This is a genomic window from Microbacterium sp. ZW T5_45 (assembly GCF_044987415.1).
Classification (GTDB): Bacteria; Actinomycetota; Actinomycetes; order Actinomycetales; family Microbacteriaceae; genus Microbacterium.
This window is the reverse complement of record NZ_JBJDRJ010000012.1, coordinates 1-22,774: the sequence shown is the minus strand read 5'-3', so window position 1 is coordinate 22,774 and position 22,774 is coordinate 1. Positions and strand designations below refer to the sequence as shown.

22 protein-coding genes and 3 pseudogenes are annotated in these 22,774 nt (G+C 63.7%); 22 read left to right on the top strand and 3 right to left on the bottom strand.

Going from position 1 to position 22,774, the window contains the following annotated elements; all coding sequences use genetic code 11:
* The first annotated feature begins 32 nt into the window (after positions 1 to 32).
* The 3 genes from ACI3KS_RS08305 to ACI3KS_RS08295 all read left to right on the top strand — a co-directional run bounded on the left by ACI3KS_RS08305 (position 33) and on the right by ACI3KS_RS08295 (position 1,745).
* On the top strand, positions 33 to 638 hold the full coding sequence (locus ACI3KS_RS08305) for a TetR family transcriptional regulator (protein WP_404917110.1): 606 nt from the start codon (positions 33 to 35) through the stop codon (positions 636 to 638).
* Between the two features lie 94 nt (positions 639 to 732).
* Complete coding sequence (locus ACI3KS_RS08300; RefSeq protein ID WP_404917108.1) at positions 733 to 1,494, top strand: SDR family NAD(P)-dependent oxidoreductase; 762 nt, start codon at positions 733 to 735, stop codon at positions 1,492 to 1,494.
* Between the two features lie 2 nt (positions 1,495 to 1,496).
* The gene (locus tag ACI3KS_RS08295) at positions 1,497 to 1,745 is read left to right on the top strand and encodes a hypothetical protein (RefSeq protein ID WP_404917106.1); all 249 of its coding nucleotides are present in this window, start codon (positions 1,497 to 1,499) and stop codon (positions 1,743 to 1,745) included.
* Positions 1,746 to 1,839: 94 nt separating this feature from the next.
* On the opposite strand, the gene ACI3KS_RS08290 is transcribed toward ACI3KS_RS08295, so the two are convergent.
* Positions 1,840 to 2,553, bottom strand: coding sequence for a hypothetical protein (locus tag ACI3KS_RS08290; RefSeq protein ID WP_404917104.1), 714 nt, complete (start codon positions 2,551 to 2,553; stop codon positions 1,840 to 1,842).
* Positions 2,554 to 2,800: 247 nt separating this feature from the next.
* On the opposite strand from ACI3KS_RS08290, the gene rpsF reads away from it, so the two are divergent.
* The 9 genes from rpsF (at position 2,801) to ACI3KS_RS08245 (ending at position 11,156) form a co-directional block, all read left to right on the top strand.
* Complete coding sequence (rpsF, locus tag ACI3KS_RS08285) at positions 2,801 to 3,169, top strand: 30S ribosomal protein S6 (RefSeq protein ID WP_404917102.1); 369 nt, start codon at positions 2,801 to 2,803, stop codon at positions 3,167 to 3,169.
* A gap of 5 nt (positions 3,170 to 3,174) precedes the next feature.
* Complete coding sequence (locus ACI3KS_RS08280) at positions 3,175 to 3,699, top strand: single-stranded DNA-binding protein (protein WP_404917100.1); 525 nt, start codon at positions 3,175 to 3,177, stop codon at positions 3,697 to 3,699.
* Positions 3,700 to 3,750: 51 nt separating this feature from the next.
* On the top strand, positions 3,751 to 4,005 hold the full coding sequence (gene rpsR, locus ACI3KS_RS08275) for a 30S ribosomal protein S18 (protein WP_314426118.1): 255 nt from the start codon (positions 3,751 to 3,753) through the stop codon (positions 4,003 to 4,005).
* Between the two features lie 11 nt (positions 4,006 to 4,016).
* The gene (rplI, locus tag ACI3KS_RS08270) at positions 4,017 to 4,469 is read left to right on the top strand and encodes a 50S ribosomal protein L9 (protein ID WP_404917098.1); all 453 of its coding nucleotides are present in this window, start codon (positions 4,017 to 4,019) and stop codon (positions 4,467 to 4,469) included.
* 699 nt (positions 4,470 to 5,168) lie between these two features.
* Positions 5,169 to 6,545: a replicative DNA helicase gene (gene dnaB / locus ACI3KS_RS08265; protein ID WP_404917096.1), complete on the top strand. Its 1,377-nt coding sequence runs from the start codon at positions 5,169 to 5,171 to the stop codon at positions 6,543 to 6,545.
* Between the two features lie 118 nt (positions 6,546 to 6,663).
* Positions 6,664 to 8,406, top strand: a complete 1,743-nt coding sequence (locus ACI3KS_RS08260) for a P-loop NTPase fold protein (protein ID WP_404917094.1) — start codon at positions 6,664 to 6,666, stop codon at positions 8,404 to 8,406.
* Positions 8,406 to 9,161 (top strand): hypothetical protein, encoded by a 756-nt coding sequence (locus ACI3KS_RS08255; protein WP_404917092.1) that lies wholly within the window; start codon positions 8,406 to 8,408, stop codon positions 9,159 to 9,161. The genes ACI3KS_RS08260 and ACI3KS_RS08255 overlap by 1 nt, the downstream gene beginning before the upstream one ends.
* A complete protein-coding gene (locus tag ACI3KS_RS08250; protein WP_404917090.1) occupies positions 9,158 to 10,423 on the top strand; it encodes a hypothetical protein in 1,266 nt (421 codons plus the stop codon). Before ACI3KS_RS08255 ends, ACI3KS_RS08250 begins: the two co-directional genes overlap by 4 nt.
* Positions 10,401 to 11,156, top strand: a complete 756-nt coding sequence (locus ACI3KS_RS08245; protein ID WP_404917088.1) for a TatD family hydrolase — start codon at positions 10,401 to 10,403, stop codon at positions 11,154 to 11,156. Before ACI3KS_RS08250 ends, ACI3KS_RS08245 begins: the two co-directional genes overlap by 23 nt.
* A 25-nt stretch (positions 11,157 to 11,181) precedes the next feature.
* On the opposite strand, the gene ACI3KS_RS08240 is transcribed toward ACI3KS_RS08245, so the two are convergent.
* Complete coding sequence (locus ACI3KS_RS08240; RefSeq protein WP_404917085.1) at positions 11,182 to 11,466, bottom strand: helix-turn-helix domain-containing protein; 285 nt, start codon at positions 11,464 to 11,466, stop codon at positions 11,182 to 11,184.
* Between the two features lie 689 nt (positions 11,467 to 12,155).
* Between ACI3KS_RS08240 and ACI3KS_RS08235 the strand changes: the two genes are divergently transcribed.
* On the top strand, positions 12,156 to 12,530 hold the full coding sequence (locus ACI3KS_RS08235; protein WP_404917083.1) for a hypothetical protein: 375 nt from the start codon (positions 12,156 to 12,158) through the stop codon (positions 12,528 to 12,530).
* A gap of 11 nt (positions 12,531 to 12,541) precedes the next feature.
* Here ACI3KS_RS08235 and ACI3KS_RS08230 read toward each other — a convergent pair whose 3' ends face one another.
* Positions 12,542 to 12,823, bottom strand: a complete 282-nt coding sequence (locus ACI3KS_RS08230; protein WP_404917081.1) for a hypothetical protein — start codon at positions 12,821 to 12,823, stop codon at positions 12,542 to 12,544.
* 321 nt (positions 12,824 to 13,144) lie between these two features.
* Between ACI3KS_RS08230 and ACI3KS_RS08225 the strand changes: the two genes are divergently transcribed.
* The 9 genes and pseudogenes from ACI3KS_RS08225 to ACI3KS_RS08185 form a co-directional block, all read left to right on the top strand.
* Complete coding sequence (locus ACI3KS_RS08225) at positions 13,145 to 13,864, top strand: TnsA-like heteromeric transposase endonuclease subunit (RefSeq protein WP_404917271.1); 720 nt, start codon at positions 13,145 to 13,147, stop codon at positions 13,862 to 13,864.
* Positions 13,861 to 15,984 (top strand): integrase, encoded by a 2,124-nt coding sequence (locus ACI3KS_RS08220; RefSeq protein WP_404917079.1) that lies wholly within the window; start codon positions 13,861 to 13,863, stop codon positions 15,982 to 15,984. Before ACI3KS_RS08225 ends, ACI3KS_RS08220 begins: the two co-directional genes overlap by 4 nt.
* Positions 15,985 to 16,079: 95 nt before the next feature.
* A complete protein-coding gene (locus tag ACI3KS_RS08215; protein ID WP_404917078.1) occupies positions 16,080 to 17,111 on the top strand; it encodes an AAA family ATPase in 1,032 nt (343 codons plus the stop codon).
* Positions 17,108 to 17,533: pseudogene (locus ACI3KS_RS08210) on the top strand (TniQ family protein); the annotation flags it as partial. The gene ACI3KS_RS08215 and the pseudogene ACI3KS_RS08210, both read left to right, overlap by 4 nt.
* Positions 17,534 to 17,968: 435 nt before the next feature.
* Positions 17,969 to 19,111, top strand: coding sequence for a helix-turn-helix domain-containing protein (locus tag ACI3KS_RS08205; protein WP_404917277.1), 1,143 nt, complete (start codon positions 17,969 to 17,971; stop codon positions 19,109 to 19,111).
* Between the two features lie 103 nt (positions 19,112 to 19,214).
* On the top strand, positions 19,215 to 19,754 hold the full coding sequence (locus ACI3KS_RS08200; RefSeq protein WP_404917076.1) for a type I restriction-modification system subunit M N-terminal domain-containing protein: 540 nt from the start codon (positions 19,215 to 19,217) through the stop codon (positions 19,752 to 19,754).
* Positions 19,667 to 20,635: pseudogene (locus ACI3KS_RS08195) on the top strand (class I SAM-dependent DNA methyltransferase). The gene ACI3KS_RS08200 and the pseudogene ACI3KS_RS08195 overlap by 88 nt, the downstream one beginning before the upstream one ends.
* Before the next feature lie 47 nt (positions 20,636 to 20,682).
* Positions 20,683 to 21,204 carry a hypothetical protein gene (locus ACI3KS_RS08190; RefSeq protein WP_404917074.1) on the top strand — a complete coding sequence of 174 codons (522 nt, stop codon included), beginning with the start codon at positions 20,683 to 20,685 and terminating at the stop codon, positions 21,202 to 21,204.
* A gap of 280 nt (positions 21,205 to 21,484) precedes the next feature.
* Positions 21,485 to 22,493: pseudogene (locus ACI3KS_RS08185) on the top strand (IS481 family transposase); the annotation flags it as partial.
* Positions 22,494 to 22,774 lie beyond the last annotated feature (281 nt).

Sequence of the window (22,774 nt, the reverse complement as noted above, 5' to 3'; positions counted from 1 at the left end):
GGTTTTATGTTTGACGTGATGGGAGGTGTCGGATGACTGGTCGCACGGCAAAGGGCGAGGACACTCGTTCCAGCATCCTGCAGGCCGCGACGGAGGTGTTCGCGCGGCGCGGTTACGCGGGCACGCGGATGGAGGATGTCTTCGAGGCGGTCGGACTCACCAAGGGGGCGGTCTACTTCTACTTCCCATCGAAGGAGAAGCTGGCACGAGCGGTGGTCGAGCATCACAAGCAGAGGTGGCTGGCGCTGGGGCAGGAAGAGGTGGCGCGTCACGACGACCCCCTGACCCAATTCCGCCGTCTCGCGAACCTGCTCATCACCCTGTCGGCCTCAGACGCGGCCGGCTGGAGCATCGTGCGACTGGCGGATCAGCTTCCGGCGACGTCCGACGAATCGGAGTCGGTTGCCGGGAACCCGATGACCGAGTGGATCGACCTCATGGCGGACATCATCCGCCGCGGGCAGGGGGTGGGGGTCTTCGCGAAGATCCATGCGCCCGCCGATCTCGGATTCATCGCCGTGGCCGCCTTCGACGGACTGAAGACCACGACGGATGCCGTGGCTCCTGGCGACTCGGATGAGTTCCGCCGTCGGGCGGAGATCCTCGTCGGCGCCTTGGAAAGCGCCCTCATCGGTTAGGGCGCTTCCGCGCATTCGGTGCTTCCGCGCTTTCGCGCGTGAAGCGCATAGTTCTGATCAAAAAATAAACCATCTATGCGGTTTGGAGATAATCATGCACACGCTCATTACCGGAGCTTCGTCCGGAATCGGTGAGGAGTTCGCCCGGCAGTTCGCGGCTCGAGGCCACGACCTGGTGCTCGTCGCCCGCTCACGCGACAGATTGGAGGATCTCGCCCGAGAACTGCGCGCGATGCACTCGATCCAGGTGTCCGTCGTGCCGCTCGACCTGGCAGAACCCGGCGCGGCGACCACGCTCCGCGAAACCACCGAACGCCTCGGGGTGGAGATCGACACGCTGGTCAACAACGCCGGTTTCGCCGCCCACGGCGACGTCGTCGACGCAGACCCCGCCAGGCTCGCCGCGCAGATCCAGCTCAACTGCGGCACCCTCGTGGGCATCACCGCCGCCTATCTCGGCTCCATGAAGGAGCGCGGAAGGGGAACGGTGATCAACGTCGCCTCCACCGCCGCCTTCCAGCCCATCCCTCACATGGCCGTCTACGGCGCGACCAAGGCCTTCGTGCTCTCGTTCACCGAAGCCCTCTGGGGTGAGACCCGCGAGCTCGGCATCCGAGTCCTCGCCGTCTGTCCCGGCGCCACCGACACCGCCTTCTTCGAGGTGGCCGGAGAAGCTGCCGCAGCCGGATCCAAGCGCACACCCCGGCAGGTCGTCGCGCAGGCACTCCGAACCCTCGGCGGCACCAAGTCGAGCGTCGTCGACGGTGCGGCGAACGCGCTCGTCGCCAGAGTCGCCGCACGCCTCCTTCCCAAACGAGCCATCATCGCCATCGCTGAACGCAGCGTCAGGCCCTGACCATGAACCAGGAACGACACACGATGGCGAAGATCCCCGAAGACGTGCTCAACGGCCTGTCCTCGCCCACGGCGTCCGGTGTGGTCCTTCACCTCGGAGCCGACGGAACGACGCTCCGCACTCTGCAGGATCCCCGGGGCGACACGTTCGGCATCACCACGGCGGTCCAGCGAGACGACTGGCTCTATCTCAGCACTGCGTCCGGTGGAATCACCGGCATCCACCGGGTCCGTCTCGAGCCGACGCTCTGAGGTCGCCGCTCGCTCTGCGGACGTCGCCGAGAGTGACACCGAGGGGGTGGGTCCGGTGTGATGCCGGACCCACCCCCTCGGTGTCAGATGACGCTCAGAGCGGAGCGACGATGTCCTGCTTCACGTCCCACTCGGTCACGACCACGGAGACCTCGACCGACTGCTCGCCGACGGCGGCGGAGGTCGTCGTCGCGAGGTTCTCGTAGTCAGCGGTGAGCTCGAACACGGCGTCGACCGAAACCCCCTGCTGCTCGACCGTGCCCGAGACGAGATAGACCGGCTTGCCCAGACGCTCGCCGGTTCCGGTGACGGTGAACTCGCCGGACAGCGCCGCGGCGACGGACATCGGGTCGGTGGTGCTCGCAGTCTCGGCGCCGGCGCTCAGGCCGGCGACGATCGGGTCGCTCGAGTTGACGTCGGCGACCTGCCACTCGCCGCTGCCGGACTTCACCCAGGCGTCCGAGCCGATCACGATCAGCGAACCGAGATCGCTCGAGGTCTCGATGGCCTTCTCTGCCGGGTTGTACTTGGCGGTGCTCTCGATGCCCATGACCGAGGTCGTGGCCGCGTAGCCCGCGATGCCGTCGAGCGATGCGGTGATGCAGGCCCCCAAGACGGAGCCTTCGATCGTCTCGCCCTCGGCGAGCTCGGGGCAATCCGATGAGGGCGCCTCGGCCGCCTCGGACGGAGCGGAGCTCGCGGCGGAGTCGGGCGATGTCGACGGCTCAGTCGTCGAGCCGGCGGAGCATCCGGTGAGCAGGACGGCGGCAGCGAGGATGACGCCGGCTCCCAGTGTGTTGACGCGCATCGCGTCCCTCCTTGCGTGTTCGTGCGTGTGGTCGTTCGTGGACGGGGCCGACGGCATTCGTCGGCTCCGTCCAGTCTGTCCCCGGTGCGCAGAACCGCGAGGATGCGGCACAGAGCTTCATCCGGTAGGCTGTCCAGGTTGTCTGCCTTCCGGCGCCCATTCGGGGCACTCGGGCGGACGACGTGTTAACACCCTCCTGCTTCCGGGAAAGTCCCGGAAGCCGTTCTAGTCCGAAGGAGGTGGGTAAGTGACGCACCAGTACGAACTCATGGTCATTCTGACCCCCGAGATCGACGAGCGCACGGTCGCACCCACGCTCGACAAGTTCCTCAAGGTCATCACCAACGACGGTGGCTCTGTGGAGAAGGTCGACATCTGGGGCAAGCGCCGTCTCGCTTACGAGATCCAGAAGAAGAACGAGGGCATCTACGCCGTCGTCAACTTCACCGCTACCAGCGAGGCCACGCAGGAGCTCGACCGTCAGCTGAAGCTGAACGAGACGATCATGCGCACCAAGGTGCTGCGTGCCGAGGAAGCTCAGGCGATGATCGCTTCCGAGGCCAAGCGCGCCGAGGAGAAGGCCGCCCGCAAGTCCGCCAAGGCAGCGAAGGCGTAAGTCTCATGGCCGGCGAAACAGTCATCACCGTGGTGGGAAACCTCACGGCCGACCCCGAGCTGCGTTACACGCAGAACGGACTGCCGGTGGCGAACTTCACCATCGCATCGACGCCTCGCAACTTCGACCGTGCAGCGAACGAGTGGAAGGACGGCGAAGCGCTGTTCCTCCGCGCATCGGTGTGGCGCGAGTTCGCGGAGCACGTGGCAGGTTCGCTGACCAAGGGCATGCGTGTCATCGCGCAGGGCCGTCTGCGTCAGCGCTCCTACCAGGACCGCGAGGGCCAGCAGCGCACCGCGATCGAGCTGGAGGTCGACGAGATCGGCCCCTCGCTGCGGTACGCGACCGCTCAGGTCACGCGTGCGGCGTCGAACGGCGGCGGCTTCCAGGGTGGCGGGCAGGGCGGCGGGCAGCAGGCCCGTCCCGCGCAGCAGCAGGTGTCGGAGGAGCCGTGGTCCACGCCCGGCTCGTCGACCAGCGCTGACGCGTGGAGCACGCCCGGCAGCTTCGGCGACGACACCCCGTTCTGATTTCAGGATCTCCGGATGCTTCGGCATCCGGTTCATAACTAAGGAAAAACTATGGCTGGAAAGTCGAGCGGCGACCGCCGCAAGCCGCGGAAGGGTGGCAAGCCCACCGCTCCCGCGAAGTCCATCCGCGTCGGACTCATTGACTACAAGGACGTCGCGACGCTTCGCAAGTTCATCTCGGAGCGTGGGAAGATCCGCGCTCGCCGCATCACGGGTGTCTCCGTGCAGGAGCAGCGTCTGATCGCCAAGGCGATCAAGAACGCTCGCGAGATGGCTCTTCTGCCGTACGCCGGCGCTGGACGCTGAGGGGTACCGACATGGCAAAGCTGATTCTCACGAACGAGGTCTCCGGGCTCGGAAGCGCCGGTGACGTTGTCGAGGTCAAGAACGGGTACGCCCGTAACTTCCTCATCCCGCAGGGCTTCGCTACGGCGTGGACCCGCGGTGGCGAAAAGCAGGTCGCTTCGATCCAGGCTGCTCGTCAGGCTCGCGCGATCCACGACCGCGACGACGCCGTGGCGCTGAAGAACTCCATCGAGGGCACCAAGGTCCGTCTCGCCGTCAAGGCGGGCGCCCAGGGTCGCCTCTTCGGTTCGGTCAAGACCTCCGATGTCGCCGACGCTGTCGCGGCCGCCGGTCTCGGCTCGATCGACAAGCGCAAGGTGCAGATCTCGTCGCCGATCAAGTCGACCGGTGAGCACGAGGCCACGGTTCGTCTGCACGACGACGTGACCGCTGTCATCACGCTGCAGGTCGTCGCCGCCAAGTAAGGCACGACGCTCTGGAATGCCCCCTGTCCTTCGGGACAGGGGGCATTCTGCGTGTCCGGGGGTTCGGCCGCGTCTGCGGCTCCCGGGGACACTCGGATTCAGGAGGAGAACACGCGCTCGGGCTGAGGCCCAGGCCGAGGTTCTCAGCCCGAACGTGAGAACCCAGCCCGAACGCGCTGCTCGGTCGCGAGCGGGTCGCGTCAGAAATGCGCGGAGCAGCGCTCGACCCTACTCTCGATATACCGGCGTGTCCAGAACTTTTCGCCCGGTCCTCGGCGCGTTTCCTGATGAGTCGCCACGTGACGCGCCCGATGAAGATTCGACTTGACTTTCCCCAGGTTCTGCACATCCAGCGAAGCTGTGGAGAAACCTTAAACGCCGACTTGAACCCCATTTCCATCCACAGGGTGGGGAAACGGTAAATACCTGTTCAAAGGTGGAAACTTGAGGTGAACGGAAAGTACTCCACCGACTTATCCACATGGGTTCTGCACAGACACTCCGGACTTGTTCGCACAGTTTCCACAAGGTTATCCACAGGCCGTGTTGCGTGTGGATAAGAGCGCTCGTAGCGTGGTCGAGCGACCCGATGTCGGTGGTGCCTGGTCTACTGCCATGAGGGGCCGGGTCGGCCCCTGACACCTAGACACCGCGATCTCCGCGGCCGTCGAGACGGAACGTCGCAGCGAAGGGAGCAGCGTGTCGATCGCCGACATCTCCGAAGAGCGCCTCGGTGGAGCAAAGCGCCAGCCGGAGCGCACCCCTCCGCACGATCTGCTCGCCGAGCAGAGTGCGCTCGGTGGAATGCTGCTGTCGAAGGATGCCGTCGCCGACGTGATCGAGTCGCTCAAGGGCGCCGACTTCTACATCCCGAAGCACGAGCTGATCTTCGAGGCGATCCTCTCGCTCTACTCCCACGGCGAGCCGACCGACGTGGTCGCCGTGACCGACGAGCTCATCAAGACCGGTGAGCTGAGTCGCGCCGGTGGCGCTGACTACCTCCACTCGCTCACCTCGATCGTGCCGACCGCCGCGAACGCCGGCTACTACGCGGGCATCGTCTCGGAGCGCGCGATCCTCCGGCGGCTCGTCGACGCGGGCACGCGCATCGTGCAGCTCGGCTACGACGGGCAGGGCGATGCCACCGACCTCGTGAACAATGCGCAGGCCGAGATCTACTCGATCACCGGGTCCGAGACGGCTGAGGACTACGTTCCGCTGCAGACCGCCGTCGACGCGGCGATCGAGGAGATCGAGGCGGCCAACGGGCGCGACGGGTCGATGACCGGCGTCCCGACCGGGTTCCGTGAGCTCGACGAACTCACCAACGGCCTCCACGGCGGTCAGATGATCGTCGTCGCGGCGCGACCTGCGATGGGTAAGTCGACGCTGGCGCTCGACTTCGCGCGCGCCGCATCCATCGGCCACAATCTGCCCTCCGTCTTCTTCTCGCTCGAGATGGGCAAGAGCGAGATCGCGATGCGTCTGCTCAGCGCCGAGGGCCAGATCCCGCTGCAGAACATGCGCAAGGGAAATCTCGACCCGCGCGACTGGACGACCGTCGCCGCGACGCGTGGTCGCATCAACGACGCGCCGCTCTACATCGACGACAGCCCCAACATGACGCTCGTCGAGATCCGGGCGAAGTGCCGCCGGCTCAAGCAGCGCGAGGGCCTGCGCATGGTCATCATCGACTATCTGCAGCTGATGACGTCGGGCAAGCGCGTCGAGTCGCGTCAGCAGGAGGTCTCGGAGTTCTCGCGAAGCCTCAAGCTCATCGCGAAGGAGCTGCAGGTCCCCGTGATCGCGCTGTCGCAGCTGAACCGTGGTCCCGAGCAGCGTCAGGACAAGAAGCCCGCGATCAGCGACCTGCGTGAGTCGGGATCGATCGAGCAGGATGCCGACATGGTGATCCTCCTGCACCGCGACTCGGTCTACGACAAGGACGTGCGCCCGGGCGAGGCCGACCTCATCGTCGCCAAGCACCGTAACGGTCCGACCGCGACGATCACCGTGGCCTTCCAGGGTCACTACTCGCGCTTCGCCGACATGGCTCCGGGCGGCGACTTCAATTAGACCCACTGTAGGTTCCGCGTGAACATGGCAAAATCCACCGCCAGATGGCAGGCAGTTGGCGGTAGTGCCAAGTGCGGCGGACGGCAGTAGCGAATAACAAACGCCAAAGGGGGCGACGATGGGGGCTTCGCGCTATCTGTTCGACGACAATCCAGCGACCCAGGATCTGACGGGTCTTCGGGCGGTTGCCGTGGCGATCTCGAACGTGGTGGTGGACCAGCGTTTCGATACGGTCACCGTGGGGCTCAACTCGCCTTGGGGCGGTGGAAAGAGCACGGCGCTCAACTTGATCGAGACTGAGCTTCGCAACCGAGATGACGTAGTGGTTGTTGTGATCGACCCGTGGGAGTTCGTTGATTCAGGGGATCCCCGGGGAACACTCATCAGTCGGGTTCTCGAGGGGATCGCGATCGAGCTTGATCGTAGACACGAACAGGCAATGGCCACGGGCACCAAAGAGAAGCTTGCCGACGCGGCCGTTGACCTCATCTCCAAGCTGAACGCTCTGCGCCGGCGGGTTTCCTGGAGCAAGGTGGCGCAGGTCGCGATCAAGTCAGCGGTGACGCTCACTCCCGATCTTGGCGGTCTCGTGGACGCACTTACGCCTGAGCCAGAGAAAGAACCTGCGGCGAAGGGTATGCGCGGCTTCCGGGGCGACTTCGGCGCCTTGCTGACACAGATGAGCGGGTGCCGCGTCGTTGTGCTGATTGATGATCTAGATCGATCGCTCCCAGACGATGTGCTCGGAGCGCTGGAGGCCATCAAGCTGTTTCTCAGCGTGAGAGGTATGGCATTCGTGATCGCAGCGGACGACGAGTTCATCCGCGAGAGCCTTCGGGGTGCGCTGGATCGTCACGGAGGAGGCCGCGGACGCTTCGCCGATCGGTATACCGAGAAGATCGTGCAACTCCCGTTTACGTTGCCGCGGCTGTCGGCGGCGGACGCCGTCGCGTACCTGGCGGCGTTGTTTGTACAAGCTGAGGCAGGTAAAGATGTTGCGGTGGCCGTGGCGGAGACGGCATCAGCGCGGCGGGTTAAGGGTGAGGTGCCGTATGTGGCGCCGAACATGCACAAGTCCATGCCGACCGACGAGCATATTCGGCTCGCCAATCAGATCGTGCGGGGTATGAGCAGTTCGAGGCGTGAGACTCCGCGGCAGTTGAAGCGCTTTCTGAACAGCTTCGCGGTCCGTGCGGAGATGCTGGGGACACAGTTCGAGGGGTTCCCCGTAGACATTCTGATGAAGCTCTGGCTGCTCGAGCAGAACTATCCTCATCAGTTCCGTGACCTTGTAGGAGTGAGCGAAGAGCAACGCACGCAGTTGCTCGCGGACTGGGAGGCGGATTCGGAGTCGGTACCTGCGGAGATCGCTGCGTGGGCGAACGAGCCTCCGAGGGCGTCTGATGTCGTCGAGTGGGTCGATCGGTACGTGTCTTTCGCGACGGCGACAGTAGCGACCTTGCAGTCGGCGGCTGTGCTGGACGACGGGCAGAGTCTGCATCTTGCTCAGCTCATCGACACGAGCAGTGTCCTTCGGGCAGAGGCTATCGAGCGGATTGTGGGTATGCCCTCGACTGGTGATGAAGATGTTGCACGACATCTTGCTACAGCGATCGTGGGAGATCGATCGGACCAGGCTCTGGAGACGCTGCAGACGCTCGCGGTGAAGCGACCGGATCTGCGGGCGGCGATGAGTGAGGCCTTGCTTGATGACTTCGTTCTCCGTGCGCTTTCCGCCCAGCACATTCCGTGGCTCACTGCTTCCTTCCCCGAGGTGCTCACGACGCTTCGCGATCGACCCGGAATCAGCGGAGAGCTGCTCGCCGCGATCGACGAAGAGACGATAGGAGCGACCCTCTGATGGGAACCTCGAGCGCTTTTGGAGGGTCGGGTGCCTGGTCGGATACGGTTGGTTCGCTCTATGACGCGGCGGATTCTCTGAATAGCGGAGCGACCGAGGTACCGGGTGCGGTCATGTCAGCGCTCGGCAAGGCGCTGTCGCGCGGAGACAAGCGCGGTAAGTCCTACAATGTTCGAGATCTCCTTCAGTCGCGTCGCGGCGTTGGGGCATCCGCGTCGGGCGATGGGCGCGATGCGGGGGGCGCGCCGCTCAGTCGGCAGGCGGCACGGGGCTCGCTCGTTCTGGAAGCGCTCGCCTCCATCGAGGTGGGCGAGGTTCCGCATCTCGTTGAATACGGGCTCGACTTCTCCTCGTTGGAAGGGCTTACCGGCATCCGGCTTTTCACGGAGCTGATGGGACTCATCCTGGGGCCAGCCTCCCACCCCGACGACGCCGCATTGCGGCAGGCTCTTCTAGCCACCATGCGCTCCGATGGGCAGGGCGCGGGCGGTCCGCTCGCGGACACCATCGGCCGATTCGTCACTGAGCTCGCTTGGCGTACCACCGTCGTCCAACTGACCACGAGCGAGCGACGAACATCGGTTGCCGGCAACGCTCTTGTTCAGTTGGAGCAGCGGGTGAAGACGTACATCGGAGGGAAGGTTCGACAGATCGCCGGCCAATTGATGGCTGCCACCCCCCAGGCGGTCGCGGACTTCGCATCGAGTCTGGCCGCAAAAGCCTGCCGCGTGTTCGGGAAAGGGGATCCGCAGTGACCATGCATCAGATCGAAGTACTTCCCGCGGGAACGAACTCGCATCGTTCCGGCATCACTCTGGAATGGCCACGCTCGGCGTCGGCCGGGGCGAGTATCTCGTCGTCGCTGATGTGGGACCTCGGGGAGTTTGCGGCAGCGCCCGCCGTGGCGCGAGACTTGTACCGCATCACCGCGGCGGCGTACCTCGCGGACACTGCCGTCCCGAAACCCTCAGTCTCCCTCCACCGCAACATGGACCTGGTCGTGCATGTGGAGGACCCGGGCCCGTGGAGCAGCGGCGGGCTGACCAGCGTCGCCGATATCCTGCATTGGTTGACCGGCGACGCATGGACGATCAGCGTGAAAGTCGCGAATGCCACGCTTCCACTGGCGGTTGCGGAGCTCGCTACCCGTATACAACTCCTGTCCGGTGGTCTGGACTCGCTGTGCGGTGCTGTGATCGGACTCCGTGACATGGATGTCGATACGCGGTTCGTGGGGCACCGGGACGCGTCCAAGGCGGTGCGGCACGCACAGAACACGATCGCGAATGCGCTCGGTGACTACTCCTACGACCGCCATGAGCTGTTCATTCGAGACGGCGCACAAAGGAAGAACCACGGTCCGCGTTCACGCTCCTTAATGTTCATGGCATTGGGGGCGATGACGGCGGCGGCGCACTCGGCCTCCGAACTGTGGGTGCCTGAGAACGGGTTCACGAGCATCAACCCACCGCTGGACGCTGGCCGAGGCGGAACGCTGACGACCCGTTCGACTCACCCTTACACGTTTAAATTCGTCAACGAATTGCTCGAGTCCTTGAATATCAACGTCATGATGCGGAATCCCTTCTCCGCCATGACGAAGGGGGAGCTCGTGGTGGCGGCGGCGCCTGAACTGCTCAGCTCCTCATTTCTGTCGTCGACCTCGACATCGTTCTCCTGCGCGAAGGGAGGAACGCAGTTCTATCACGGTGATTCCAACCACAATTGCGGACTTTGCGTCGCGTGCGTGGTGCGACGTGGCGCGTTCTTCGGAGCGGAGGCGACAGATCCCACTCTCTACGACAGCGAATTGCTCAGTGGAGACGACCTGGCTGCTTTGGTGAAGCACCGCTGGCGCGACCTGGTTACGCTCCGCGACGCTCGCGTAGCAGGGATCGACGACGATGCCGTCCTGAGCTCTGCTCTCTGGCCGTCGGATACGGACTTTGATCAGGTACTGGGCTTAGTTGCGCGGGGGCTGGCAGAGTTGAGTCGTGTTCCCCTTCCCGCTCCTTGATTGCCATGCCCACATTGCCCCCGACGTGACGGCGGCACAGGTCGGTACCCTCAAGGGGGCGCAGATCTTCGCAATGACCCGGACGCTCGACGAGTTCAAGGCTGCCCGCACCAATCCGCAAACCGGCCTGCTATGGGGGGTCGGCGTTCATCCAGGTGTTCCCGCAGCACTGAGCCAGTGGTCACACCGGCGATTCGCTGCTGCGGTGGAGCAGGCAGTGCTCATTGGTGAGGTGGGGCTCGACCGTCGGGGGGACGACGCGACTCAACGAGTCATCTTCGAGGACATCCTTCGCAACGCGCCCGCCGCCCTGATATCGGTCCATTCGACGGGTCGTGCACGCAAAGTCGTGGAGCTGGTCGAGAAGAACCCGCATCCTGGGGTCATGCTGCATTGGTTCACGGGAGCGCCTGACGATATTCAGAGAGCTGCCGCGGCCGGGTGTTTCTTCTCGATCAATGCCGCGATGACCGACGAGCAGATGACTGCGCTTCCGCTGGATCGTGTCCTCCCCGAGACCGATTTCCCCGCCTCTCGATCCCGCACGGGCGCTAAGGTTCCGGGTGACATCATCGCACTGGAGAAGAAGGTCGCCAGGCTCACGCGGCAGTCGCTGCCCGAGGTACGGCGTCGCTGGTACCGCAACCTCTCGACGCTCGCGGAACGCGCGGACGTGCAGCAGAAGCTTCCTGTGGGCCTGCAGCAGCTGATCTCGGTTGCCCGGACCGGTTAAGTGCGAACTCGGGCGGCTTTGTCCGTCAGCGCGTGCGAAGGTCCGGGGGGTTGTCTGGGATCAGCTGGTCCACGGAGACGGCGAGGACCTGTGAGATCGCAATCAGCGTCCGCAGCGTCGGGTTTGCCGGATGGCCGGGCCTCGACTCGCCCTTCTCGTACTTCTGGTAGGTATAACGGGTGAGGCCAGAGCGGTAAGCGACCTCTTCCTGGCTGAGGCCAGCACGCTCGCGTGCGGAGCGAAGCGTGGTCGCGAAGCGCTGGGAGTAGCGGCTCCACTCCTGCTCAGTCGCTTCGTTCCGACGGGTCACCTTCTCAGCGTGCTGAAGATGGCGCCGCGGTATGGCCTAATCGGTATGGCATAATTTGGGAGGCCATACGAAACAATCCTTGCTCCCCGGACGTCCTCCGCTGCTCCTGCACGTGTGCTGCCCTTCTCGACGACAGCCGGTCGCATCTCGGGAGAGGCCCGTGCGTGCGATCGTGATTGAGATGGTGGCGGTGGGACCCGATCCCAACCCGATCTGGTGGAGAGGAATCGACTCGCCGGCTCCGGCTTCCTGGGCGTACGTCTTCGAAGACTTCACTGGCGAAGACACGGCGGAGTCGTGGGCTCTCGCCGCGGCGGTCTTCGTCGCGCAGACCCGTCGCCGGACAGGGCGGGGCCCGACATTCGCGGAGTTGTTCGCGCACCTCCTACCGGACACGTGTGGGTTGCCGGCTCCATTTCCGCCAGGTTTGGAGTTCATGGAGCGGCGTCGTGCCATCGCGGGGTTTCGGGGGCATGTCGCAATCGAGTGGCGACGCCGCAACATGATCGCGTGGGATTCCGGAGTGATGCGAAGCCTGCGCGTGGGTCGAGCTTTCAGAGAGCGCTCTCGATCGTGGCAAGGATCGCGTGAGGAACGAGAGCGGCAGAGGTGAACGTAGCGATGTCTGACGCCAGCAGCAGACTCGACGTCGAGGTAGTCAAAGGCCAGGTTGCGCTAGGGAGGCCCGCATGAACGACGAGTATCCGCCGAGCATCCGGAAGATCGTCGAGCGCATCGATCCAGGCTGGCCTCCGACTATCGATGTCAACGCGGGCTGGTTCTCGCTTCTCGAGCGGCTAGATGCGACGCTCGCCGAGCTCGCGCCGAACTACCGTGTGCAGCAAGTCAAGTCGAAGTTCGGATCGCTTAGTTTTTCCGCGAGCCCGTCGGATGACCCGTACGACTACAACGAGGCGTTCAACGAAGCGATCCGGGCTGCGGAGTGGGCCAGCATCGAGGTATGCGAGGTCTGCGGCGCTCCGGCGAAGCAATACGCGATCCGCATGTGGGTCTGGACGGTATGCAACAAGCACGCGGACGAGCTGCGGTCGAAGTCGGAGTAACCGTTGGTGCGCTATGCGTACTGGCGGGCCGCGTCCCACCAGGGGTTCTCGTTGATGACGTGCGGCCGGGTGCGCTCACCTGGTGCCGTACCCACGAACGTGATGAAGTCTGCATCCCTGAGCTTCCTCATGAGCGACGTCACGATGCTGTTCGGAAGTCCAGTTCGCTCGACCAGCAGCTTCGCTGAGAACTCGCCGTCGATGCGCACGATCTCGACGACCAGGTCGAACATGTGGCTGTTCCCGAAGAACAGCTTTGACTGGTCTGTCGATAGCGCTGCGGTCGTGGTCATGTAGCGAGTTTCCCACATGTCTGTGACATCGCTTTTGGTCCGCCCGATATTGATTCAGTTGAACTATACGAATATCGGGCTATGCTCGGAGCAGGTTCTAATGAACGTCATATTCACTAGACCGTATAGCGTGAATCACGACCCGCTTTACGTGGTTACATGTCAATAGTAATAGCCTTCCGAATACGAACGTTTATTTCGTCTGAAATGAACTCGTCGATAACCTTCTAGCGATCGCATCGTGGATCGTATGACCAGTTCCACATCCCGCGAAACGCGATCCCGAGAGCACGAAGCTCGACGCTTCGACCGGTGCCGCCGATGACCGCGGCGACACTCATCCGAGCGCGGCTCCAGTCGAGCGAGGAGGTGGCGGTTCCGCTATCCGAAGTCGGTTCCCGGCATCTCACCGACATCCGTCCGTGGCGTACGTTTCGCTGGTATCGCGGGCAACGGCACCTCCCCGGCACCTACTGGTCCGCGCGGATGGAGGCGCCGGTCGGCTACGAGTCGCGCCTCGAACTTGCCAACCTGATCTTGATGGACTTCGCTCCTGACGTTGAGTCGATTGTGTCGCAGCCGTTCCTCCTCGAAGGGTGGGACGGGGAGCGGATTCGTCGTCATGTGCCCGACTACCTGCTGCGTCTCAGAGATGGAGGCATCCGGGTTGTGGACGTCAAGCCTGCGCATCGACTCGTCGTGCCCAAGGTTCGAGAATCACTCGACTGGACGAGGCGTTTGATGGCGGTGCCCGGCTGGGAGTACGAGATCTGTTGTGAGCCAAATCCGACACTCCTCGCGAACGTTCGGTTCTTGAGCGGTTTTCGCTGGGCCGACCGATTCGAGGAAGCGGAGGTCGAGAGCGCTCGACGCGTCGTAGATGCACCGATGGGGTTCGCGGCGGCGGTGCGGCAAGCTTCGCAAGTGCTCGACAGCCGCGCTCGCGCTCGAGCAGTGGTGCTTCACCTCCTGTGGCGACGGTCTTTCGAAAGCGACCTCACGCGAATGCTCGACAACGACAGTGAGGTGGTGCCGGCATGACTACCTCGCACGTCTTGCGCGTCAACGCGCCTATCATCTTCGATGGCTCCCGTTACATGATCACCGAGATCCTCGACACCGCGGTCGTGCTCCGTGGTGCGGAGGGACACTATCGGCGCGTTGAGATCGTGGACCTGCTGCGTCCTCTTTCTGATGGCGGACGTGCTCGACTCGTCGATTCGGAAGCCCGGGACGATGCCGGTGAGCGCGGGATTCTTTGGACGGGTGCGTCACAGAAGGCACGCGAAACCGCGCGCGAACGCGCCGCGCACATTCGTGAGGCCCTCACGGGGTATCGCTCGGGTGACGCCACCACGGCGTTGCCGAATGAACCAAGGCCGGAGTATGACGTTCACAGGAGTCGAGGAAGCCGCGTGAGAGCGAAGGCGGAGGAGCTGGGGGTCAGTCAGCGAACGCTTGAGCGGTGGATCGGCGAGTATCGTGCGTCCGGCGAGTTCGGCCTTGTCGACAAGCGGCATACGACGACGGATGGCTTGGCCCCGAGTATCGACGCACGGTGGCTGTCGATGGCGAAACTCGTACTCGACGAGCAGATCAGCGAGCCCAAGGTCACCAAGGCGATCGTGATGGCACGAATCGAGGCACGGCTCGCGAAAGTCCATGGCGTGGGGGAGGTTCCCGGTCCCGGTCGGAGTACGGCGTACAAGGCGTTGAGAGCGTTGGATCGTGGGCGCAGCACATTTGAAGGGTCGACGAAACGCAAGCGCTCAAATGCCAACCGGCCCCAGGGAGCGTACGGGCAGATCCTCGCGACCCATCCGGGGGAGTACGTCTTGATGGACACAACTCCGCTGAACGTGTTCGCGCTCTCGCCAGTCACCGGGAGGTGGACTTCCGTTGATCTCACCTTCGCGATGGACCTCTACTCCAGGTGCGTGCTCGGCATGCGGTTGTCGCCCGGGTCGACGAAGTCGGTCGACGTGGCCAGTGTGTTGGTCGAGTCCCTGTACCCGTTCGAGCGGCCAACGGCGGAGGAGAACCCCTCGGGCCGGTGGCCCTACCATGGCGTGCCGAAAACGCTGATCGTAGATCCGGATCGTGTGGCCGTGGCGGGCCGATTCATGCCGCCGCCGACCATGCCGCAGTGCCTTGTCACTGACCACGGGAGCGCATACGTCTCTGAGCATGTCACGAGCGCTTGCGCGCGATTGGGTATCTCAATCCAACCCGCTCGTGTCTATACGCCGACAGACAAGGGTCCGGTCGAGAGGTTCTTCCGCACGCTCGATTCACTGCTCCAGGAACTGCCCGGCTACAAGGGAGCCGATGTTGCATCTCGTGGACAGGACCCAGAGTCGGAGGCTGTCTACACTCTGCCTCAGCTCGAACAGATCATCAGGGAATGGGTGGCCACGGTCTACCACGTGCGGCCGCACGCCGCGCTTTCGGACCCGGGGATGTTCGGCATGAACATGAGCCCAGCGGAGCGCTATTCGCAGGGGTTGGCCGTGATCGGTGAGCTGCGGATTCCACGCAACCGCAACTACCTCCTTGAGCTGCTGCCGGTGGCGAAGCGGCAGTTCAACCATTACGGGGTTGAGCTCAACGGCATCCGGTATCGCGGCGAGATTGTCGCGAAGTACAGAAATCGCACCCGTGGCATCGACGGGGACGTGCTCTGGCCGTTCTCCTATGATCCGGATGACGTGCGCCGGATCTACTTCCGCGATCCCGAAGACGGTATTTGGCACGTATTGCACTGGCAGCTGAAGGGTGCCCAGTCGGTGCCGTTCAGCTCCGAGGCGCTCGAGCACGCCAAACGCCTTGCTCTGGAGCTCGCCGACGGAAAGAGGCCTGATGTCGATGCGGCGGCCGCCAAGCTGCTGGCCGATTGGGGCGCCGGCCGCGACCTCACTCCGACTGAGCGGCGAGTGAGTGCGCGCTTGGCGGCGCAGCTCGCTGAGAACCATCGGGGCGATGAGGGAACATGGTCGCTTCGGACCGTGCAACGCATGCTCGGCAACGACAAGAGCGACTGGCGCCAAGACGAGCCCGCGGTCGATGTATCGCCCGTTCCGATGAGTGGAGACGATGACGACGATGACGAGTTGCTGGCCGACTACGTGTTCGGGGACGACGAGCTCATGGAGATGATGTGACCACCGCTCAGCCGCTTCGCGGCAGCTTCTCGACGTACGAAAGCTGGAACCGATTCACGGAACGCGTAGCTCGGAAGACTCCTGAAAGACTGACCATGGCACAGCTCGCCGCGCTGAGCGAGAGTTCTCGGATCGCCTACGACCAGCAGCGTCGGGAATGGCACGCGAACATCGTCCTGAGGTCAGAGCAAGTCGACCGACTGCATCAGGATCTCCTCGACATCGTGGACAGCAATCTGCAGGACTCCGACCGCGTCAAGAGCGCGGCGGCGATCGACGCGCCACCGACGATGGGCAAGACGACGGCGCTGCGCATGTTTGGGCGCGACTTCCACAGACGTCGAATTGCCGAAGTTGGCGAGTACCTCGATCCGGGCGCAGAGACGACGCGGCACATCCCGGTTTGTCATGTCACGCTGGTCGGCAAGCCGACGATCAAGGCGCTGCATCAACAACTACTCGGGTTCTACGCCCATCCCAGCGGCCGGAGCGAACTCCGACAGGCACTCTCGCTGTCCCGGGATCTCGCACGCGCGGCGGCGGATTGCATCGCGCGGCATGACACACGGCTCATCATCATCGATGATCTGCACTTTCTCAATATGCGCACCAACGACAGCATTCAGGTCGCCAATCAACTCAAGTGGCTTGCCAACGAGTACGACGCGACGTTCGTCTTCGCAGGGGTGGCGCTGAGGGAGAGCGGGCTGCTGAGAGAGGGGCGCACCGGACAGGATGCTGCGTTAGCGCAGACGTTTCGCCGGTGGACCGTTCTCGGCATGACCAGCTTCGCGCTGCGGACTCAGGCCGACAAGCGCGAGTGGGCGCGACTGATGGGATCGTTGGACAAGGTGGTGGTGCTTTCGAACGGGCACCCTCGGATGATTCAAGACCTATCGACCTACATCTTCGTGCGTACTGGCGGCAATATCGGGTCGCTGATGGATCTCATTCGCCGCGGTACGAGCAGGGCGATCCGCACCGGCCACGAGAAACTCGACCGCGAATTGCTTGATTTGATCCGACTGGATGAGGGAGCCGAATCGGGACGCGCAGATCGCGAGAAGAAGCTCAATCGACTGCTGAAGCGCGAACTGGACGAGGGCTCGGAAGCAGAAGCCGCATGACGACGGGGGAGTTGCGCCGGCTCCCGTTCGTCCTTCATCCGCTCCCTGACGAGCCCTTCGGCTCGTGGTTCGAGATGATGGCCGCAACGTTGAGGACGCCCTGCGGAGAGTTCGCCCGCGCGCTCGGGCTGTTACAGCATTCTCGCGGGTCGCTCGGAAGCACGTCGTGGTCTGTGCACCTTAACGACCAGCAGATCGAGAATCTAGAGCGGACGACCGGTCTGACCCGGAGTGCGCTGAGGGCCACAACACGAGAAGGCTTTGCCTCGAACGGCATCCAGTACGACCGTGGTGGCGCGATTTCACGCTTCGGCCCGGTTGCCGGGAATTCAGGTCGGTACTGCCCGGAGTGTCTTCGCGATTCAGGTGGGCGCTGGCGACTGACATGGCAGTTCTCGTTCGGGTTCGCGTGCGTGCGTCATCAATGCCTCCTCGTCGACGCATGCCCATCGTGCCGAAAGCCTGCCTATCGCACCTCACTTCCACGTCGGCTCGTGCCGACGCCCGGTACCTGCCGCAATCCGATTGGACACTTCGCCAACGGAACCGTTGAGCGCTGCGGCGCGGACCTTCGTGGCGCTGTCGCCGAGCCAGTCGACGTGGCCGATGAAGTGCTGGAATCGCAGCGACTCATCATGCGCGCTCTCTCACGCCCACGAACCGCTGAGGCAATCTGGGCAGGTGGAGCGCAGCCGGCCGCGCGTGTGCTCAGCGATCTTCACTTGCTCGCGCGATACGCGCGTCGGAGCATGCGAGACCGAGAGGATCACGGTACGCCTGCGTCCGCGGATCGTGACGACGTTGCCGGACTCGCGTCCACTTATACGATCGCGACCAGGGCGGTGCACGATCCGCCATTGCTCGAAAAGCTGCTCAGAGAGAACGTCAACCACAACACAACGTATAGCGGGCTTTCGCCACAGCTGCAATCGGCGATCGCAGCTGCGCGAGGGATGAAGCGTCGTGCCACGTTCGTGCTTCAGACGGGTTTTGACGGGAGTGACCCTGCGGAGCGGGCGGCGAAGATCCCGGCGCTGCTATGGGCGGACTGGACTGACCATCTTGCGCCCCGCCGCATCGATCGACCGATCGCAGCGTTGGCCCTATCTGCTGCCATCGTGCTCGCTGGCAGCAGACTCACGCACGCCGCGGCCCTGCGGCTGCTTGACGGAGACGCGCCGCGTCGAAGAGTTACCAACGTGATGCGCTCGCTTGGAGCACGAAACGCTGAGTCCGATACGTTGCCGGCCATCTTGCTGCTGGCCGAGTATCTCGACCAGACCGATACTCCAGTTGACTACGCTCGTCGACGCGAGATCGACTACTCGGACTTACTGCAACCCGACGAGTGGGAATCAATTGCGATCGCCGAGAATGTTCACTCCGGTCTTCCGCGCAGAGCGATTCTCGCTCGCGCATACGTGCATCGCCTGTTGAGCGGCGACAGTGCGCAGCGCCTTGCATCCCGGAACGGTGGGTCAGAGCTGGTTAGCGACTCGGAGATCGACGTCTTCGCGGGCGAAGCACCCGTGCGTGTGCGAATGGCGCTAGAAGATGCAGGGGCCGCGTATCTTGCCCGTGTCGGGATAGATGAGCCTGCCAACTGGTGTCCGAACCCGCGCGTGCTCGGCATTGAGTCGTTCGAGGGTCGTGGAACAAGTGACACCGGCGTGTGGAGTGAGCGGCGTCCTGTCCGCGGCGCCCACAGTGGTGAGAGAGCGACAGCCATCGCCGCTGCAAACGACGAAGGGCTTTCGATACGCGCCACTGCGGTCAAGCTCGGTGTCTCACGTCAGACGGTCGCTCGAACGCGAGAGGCACGGGGCATCTCCGCGAGGGTGGGTCGACAGCCACAGTTTCACTTGGATGTCGAATGGCTGCGCCAGGCGTATCAGATCGAACAGCGGAGTGCGGCGAGCATCGCTCGCGAGGTCGGTTGCAGCCCCACGACAATCCTGAGGCAGCTCCGCGCGGCGGCGGTGGTGCGCGGCGCTGTATAGCTTGCGACTTCGCGTGCGCACCGCGTCACGATTCGCGTTCCGTGCGCCAGGATAGGGAGACGAGGCCCGACCGGTCTCGTCGAGCTGTCAGTAGTCCCCGCCGTTGGTCAATCACGTCACCTTCATCTGGAACATCGCAGAGTCTCTGCGTGGGCCGTTCAAGCCCGCGGAGTACGGATCGGTTGTCCTTCCATTCACGGTTCTCCGACGTCTGGATGCCGTGCTCGCGGAGACCAAGTCGAAGGTGCTGAACGTCGCGAAGGCGACGGAATCGATGCCCGACATGCTGCGGCACCTCCGACTAACAGAGGCTGCGGGCCACCAGTTCTACAACACGAGCCCGTTCGACTTTGCCAAGCTCGTCGCCGGCCCACAGGACCTGCGCGCTAACATGTCGGCGTACCTGGCCGGTTTCTCGGAGAACGTGCGCGATATCTTCGAGCGCTTCGAGTTCGACAAGACGCTCAACAAGCTTGCCGAGAAGAACAAGCTCTACTCCGTGACGAGAAGTTCGCGCAGGCAGACTTCCATCCGAACGTCGTCAGCAACATCGACATGGGCCTCATCTTCGAGGAGCTCATTCGGTGGGCGAACGAGCGGTCGAACGAGACCGCCGGCGACCATTACACCCCGCGCGAGGTGATCGCGCTCATGGTGCAGCTGATCTTCGCGCTCGACGATGACGCACTCTCGAAGCCGGGGGTGGTTCGTTCGATTTACGACCCGACCGCGGGGACGGGCGGAATGCTCTCCGTCGCCGACGAGTAATTGCGTCGCATGAACCCGGGTATCCAGCTCAGCCTTTATGGGCAGGACTACAACGACGCGTCCTATGCGATCTGCAAGGCGGACATGGTCATCAAGGGCCAGGACGTCGACAACATTGCACTTGGCGACACCCTCACGGAAGACGCCTTCGAAGACAAGAAGTTCGATTATGGGCTCTCAAACCCGCCGTTCGGTGTCGACTGGAAGGACCAGCGCACCTACGTCGACGAGGAGCATGCGAGGCTCGGCTTCAACGGCCGATTCGGCCCGGGTACGCCTGCGGTCAGCGACGGCGCAATGCTGTTCCTCCTGCACCTCGTCTCCAAGATGCGGAAGAAGGAGGACGGCGGCTCGCGCGTCGCGATCGTGCTCAACGGGTCGCCGCTGTTCGCTGGTGGCGCAGGCGGCGGCGAATCGAACATCCGCAAGTGGCTGCTCGACAACGACCTCGTCGAGGCGATCATCGGCCTGCCCAAGGACATGTTCTACAACACCGGCATCTCCACGTACATCTGGGTGCTCAGCAATCGCAAGACCGACGAGCGCAACGGGCACGTGCAACTCATCGACGGGCGCGAGATGTTCACCAAGCTCCGCAAGGGCCTCGGGTCTAAGCGTAACGAACTCTCAGCGAAAGACATCGAGACCATAGTCGGGCTGTACGCCGGTTTCGAGGACGGTGAGTACTCAAAGATCTTCCGAAACGAAGATTTATTCTATCGAACTCTGCAAGCAACGCACGCTTGCGCATCGTAGGCACCCGCAATCTCGTCGACGCAGCCCGGCAGGCTGGTACGTCCCGGATGGCCGCCGAGAGCATCTCCTGGGTCTACTCCTCTGGAACCGACCTCGCCGGAGAGGCCGAGCCGCTTGATCCTGACCCCGCCGAGCCCAGGCATACGACAATCGCCGCGGTGACAGCGCTCGAGTCTGCCGTAAGCGAGATCCCGGAGCATGTTGTGCTGCGGTTTGGTCAGCTCTGCGGACCAGACACCTGGTACTCCCGCGACAGACGCTACGGCAAGAATGCACGAGCCGGTCACTTGCCAACCACCGAGACCGTGACGTCCTTCATCCACACCACTGATGCTGCCCACGCGACCCTCCTCGCGCTGGGGTGGTCGACCGGGATCTGGAACATCGTCGATGACGAGCCCGCGGCCGGGCACGAGTGGGCACCACTGTTCGCGGCCGCAGTCGGCGCACCCGAGCCCAATTCCTCGGACTCGGGCAATATCGGTCGCCCCGTATCGAACGCGCGCGCCCATGACGCCGGTCTCGTTCTGCAGTACCCGAGCTGGCGCGAAGGTTTCAGCACCCTGTGAGGCCAGCATTCCGTCCCGGAACCTGGCGACAGGCCGCCATCACCTACATGGGAGTCCTGCCCGTCAGCCTGGTCCTCAACTTCGTCCTGGCCCCACTCACTGACCACTGGCCCCGGCTGGCAGTCGTCGTCTTCAACGCTGCCGTCCTGGTCGCAGCACTGAACTGGGCGTTATTGCCCGCACTACACCAGGTCACACGAGGATGGGCCACTCCTCGGGCCCCAACCGGCACCATGCCGACGTTGCACCGTCACGAAGATGTGGACACGGGGACCCAGGAATGACGCACCGCAACGCACCACTCACCCCGGAAGGCCGCAAGCGGCTTATCGAACGCTGCCGGACTCGCCCGGTCGCGCATGTCGCGGCCGAGATGGGGCTCTCCCGGGCAACCGCGTCGAAGTGGGTAAACCGTTATCGCCGCCACGGCGAGCTCGGCCTCCACGACCGCTCCTCAGCCCCGCACCGGCAACCCACAGCGACGCCCGGGCCGCTCATTAGCCGGATCGAGACGATGCGGCGCGAAAACAAATGGTCAGCTAAGCGGATCGCGTTCGAGCTGGAGCAAAGCGGGACCGCAGTAAGCCGCCGCACGGTCACCCGGCTGCTGGAACAGATGGGCTTGAATCGGCGCCGCTTCATCGACCCGGACGGCGAGAACAACCGCGAACCGCAGAAGATCATCGCCGTCCGCCCCGGTCACATGATTCACATCGACGTCAAGAAAGTAGGGCGCATCCCGGATGGCGGCGGATGGCGGCGGCTGGCGGGTGCACGGCCGCGGCAGCGAGCACGCGAAAGTCGTCGATCGCACCAAAAAACGTGGCACGAGAACCGGATACGTGTATCTGCACTCCGCGAGCGACGGTTACTCCCGGCTCGCCTACACCGAAGCGCTCCCAGACGAGAAAGCCGTCACGGCCGTCAGGTTCCTTGACCGCGCGCGCACCTGGTTCCCCGCTCATGGCATCACGCAGATTGAACGGATCGTGACCGACAACGGTGCCTGCTACCGCGCGAACGCCTTCCGTGACGCCATGAATGAGAGCCGACACCAGAGGATCGCACCCTACACACCGAGGCACAACGGCAAAGTCGAACGGTACAATCGCATCCTCGCCGAAGAGTTCCTCTACGCCCGCACCTGGCACTCAGAAGCCGAGCGAGCTGCGGCCCTCGAGGTCTGGAACCGCCACTACAACTACCACCGACTCCACGGCGCACACGATGGACAACCACCCGCATCCGCGGCGCCGAGCCGTGTCAACAACATCCTGGCCTCATACACCCAGTTGCTCGCGGTCGCCTTCTTCGGCTACTTCACGGACTATGCGACCAAGGGCTTCGTCGTCGGCCGCGGAGGGTGTTAGCTGCGCTAGAGACGAGAGGAGGCTGGGAAGTGGGCTGGGCTTGGTCGCGTGGCGCTCGGGCTGGAGCGCGCAACTGAACCGCCCTGGGTTTCGTTCCGTTCCTTTATCGAGAGGATGGGAACATGCCCGCGAAGTATCCGGAAGCGTTCAAGGACCGTGCGGTCCGCATGGTGTTGGACAGGCTCGAGGCCGATGAGGAC